The following is a 2,758-nucleotide window of genomic DNA, read 5'->3' on the forward strand; positions in this document are numbered from 1 at the left end:
GGTCATCCATCAGGGACACTTTTAAATGCTGTTCTTGGTTATGCAAAGGATAAATTCACTCCTTTTTTGGCCCACCGGTTGGATAAAGACACATCCGGAGTTATTATTTTTGCAAAGAATGAGAAAGCCAAAAACAGCCTAATGAAACAGTTTCAAAACAGAAAAGTAAAAAAAGTATATTTTGCTGCGGTAAAAGGATATGTCAGGGAGGATAAGGGAAGAATTGAGGCCCCGTTGGGCCGCTCGCCCAAAGATAGAAAAAAGATTGAAGTGGGGCCGCTTGCCGGTAAAATGGCTATAACCGAGTTCAAAGTTATGTCGCGCAATAATTATTTTTCACTGCTTGAAGTTTATCCCTACACCGGAAGAACCCATCAAATAAGGAGCCATATGGCATTTATCGGTCATCCTGTGGTTGGCGATATAATCTACGGGGGGCCGGAAAAGATAGAAAATTGCCATTTTAGCAGGCAAATGCTTCATGCATACAAGATTTCTTTTACGCATCCGGGCAAGGCAAAAACCGTGGAATTTACAGCAGAACCTCCATCTGATTTTGATAGATTTATGAATAAGAAAACCATATAAAAATACTTGAACTTGCTTTTAAATTATTATTATAATATAATAAATGCTCTTTTTTGTAAATTTTAGGTTGCCCGATTAAACAATAGAAGGTTTGTCTGGCTTATTTTTTTCTATTTTTATAAATTTTTATGAAACAATCAAAAGATTGCTTGTTTTGTAAGATTGCAAACAAGGAAATAAAATCCAATATCATTTTTGAAAATGATAAATTACTTGCTTTTTCTGATATAAATCCTCAAGCGCCCGTGCATATTCTTATAATTCCCAAAAAGCATATTACGGGATTAAATGAAATTGGAGTTGCCGACAAGGAACTTTTAGGAGAAATTCAGCTTGCGGCAAAAGAAATAGCAGAGAAAAATAATATAAGTAAAGACGGTTACCGGATTGTAGCAAACTGCGGCCCGAATGCGGGACAAGCAGTAGATCATATTCATTATCATCTGCTTGGCGGCAGGATTTTTGGATGGCCTCCGGGTTAAAAAAAGACAAAGGCGTTTTGAATGTTAGGAAGGTTATGAAAGTTTGAAAAGTTTTGGAATGTTTCGAATTAACTTTCATAACTTTCAAAACTTTTACACTTTTAACGCTGTTACTATTCTTAACTTTCTTAACATTTACACTTTTACACGTTGTTAAATAAACTTAATAGAAAGGCGGTGTTTATAAATGGTTAATGTAAGAGTTCGCGAAGGGGAATCAATTGAAGACGCGATAAGGAGATTTAAACGTGAATGTGAACGAAACGGTGTAATGCAGGAAATCAAAAAGAGAGAGTATTATAGGTCTCCAAGCGTAGTAAGAAAAGAAAAGCTCGCAGAATCCCGCCGTAAAATGCGCCGGAAATCCTATAAGGAAAATAGATGGACAAAATAAAAAATTTAAATTTTTTTCTTAAAAAGAGGAATTATGAAATTAAAAAAGTTATTTGAATTTTTTATCCAGCAGGGTATGAAAAAAGATCCTCGGGGAGCAGAAGAAGTAAAAAAGCTTCTTGCAGAAAAGAAAAGTGATTACGAAAAACTGTCCCAGGATGAGAAGGAGTATTTTGATACTGAAACATTGTCAAATCCCTACGCTGACAGCCGGATTCTTAACGGGTCTGGCGAAGAAGAGATAAATTCCGTAATGATAGGGATTGATATCGAAACTCCGGAACTTCTTCTTGCCAATACGTTGAAAGCTTCGGGAAAAAAGATTGATCTTGTCCTTACTCATCATCCCGAAGGGAAAGCCTACGCAACATTCTATAAAGTTATGGGCATGCAGGCTGATATTTTGAGCAAAGAAGGCGTTCCGATTACCATCGCTGAGTCGCTGACGGATAGCCGGATGAAAGAAGTGTCAAGGAAAGTTCTTCCTCAGAATCATAACAGGGCAATTGATGCGGCAAAATTACTGAATATCCCTTTTATGTCAGCGCACACGGTGGCTGATAACCATGTCGCGGATTTTTTGCAGAATCTTATTGAATCCAAGAAACCCAAATATGTTAAAGATATAGTCAAAATTCTAAAAGAGATTCCGGAATATAAAGAATCAGCAAAAATTGGAGCCGGGCCTTTGATACTTTTGGGCAGCAAGGAAAGCCGCGCCGGAAAGGTATTTGTGGATATGACAGGCGGAACTGAAGGGGCAAAAGAAGTTCTGGAAAAACTCGCTGATGCCGGAGTAGGCACAATGGTATGCATGCATATGAGCGAAGACCATTATAAGGACGCAAAAAAATACCACTTGAATGTCGTTATAGCCGGGCATATCTCCTCTGATAATGTGGGTTAAATTTGCTTTTGGATTCTGCCGAAAAAGAATTCGGAAAAATGGATGTGCTTGAAGTTTCGGGATTTAGAAGATTCCGCAGGATTTAAGTTTACCCCGTTAGAGATCGCACGGGTCTCAAATAAATATGGACACCGCACTGCTGTCTGGCAGCATGAATTCAAATTCCGAAAGAAAAATCAGGGATATTCTCTAACGGGGTGAATATGGCAATTCCCGCCGAAGTAATTGATAAAATTCGTTTGGGTACCGATATTGTTGAAATTGTCCGCGAACATATCCCAACGCTGAAAAAATCAGGAAGAAACTGGAAAGCAAACTGTCCGTTCCACCATGAAAAAACACCTTCGTTTATGGTTAGCTCCGAAAAAGGTATTTTCCACTGTTTCGG

General features: G+C 38.2%; 4 protein-coding genes and 1 pseudogene. All 5 read left to right on the forward strand.

Annotated elements, in window-relative coordinates; all coding sequences use genetic code 11:
* On the forward strand, positions 1–588 hold a 588-nt coding region (locus NT145_05155; GenBank protein MCX5782073.1), incomplete at its 5' end, for an RluA family pseudouridine synthase.
* 128 nt (positions 589–716) lie between these two features.
* Positions 717–1,070, forward strand: a complete 354-nt coding sequence (locus NT145_05160) for a histidine triad nucleotide-binding protein (protein MCX5782074.1) — start codon at positions 717–719, stop codon at positions 1,068–1,070.
* A 187-nt stretch (positions 1,071–1,257) separates the two neighbouring features.
* Positions 1,258–1,464: a 30S ribosomal protein S21 gene (rpsU, locus tag NT145_05165; GenBank protein ID MCX5782075.1), complete on the forward strand. Its 207-nt coding sequence runs from the start codon at positions 1,258–1,260 to the stop codon at positions 1,462–1,464.
* Between the two features lie 33 nt (positions 1,465–1,497).
* Positions 1,498–2,456, forward strand: a pseudogene (locus NT145_05170) (NGG1p interacting factor NIF3).
* 117 nt (positions 2,457–2,573) lie between these two features.
* A partial coding sequence (locus NT145_05175; protein MCX5782076.1) for a CHC2 zinc finger domain-containing protein occupies positions 2,574–2,758 on the forward strand: 185 nt, incomplete at its 3' end.

Source organism: Elusimicrobiota bacterium (genome assembly GCA_026388075.1).
GTDB lineage: Bacteria > Elusimicrobiota > Endomicrobiia > Endomicrobiales > JAPLKN01 > JAPLKN01.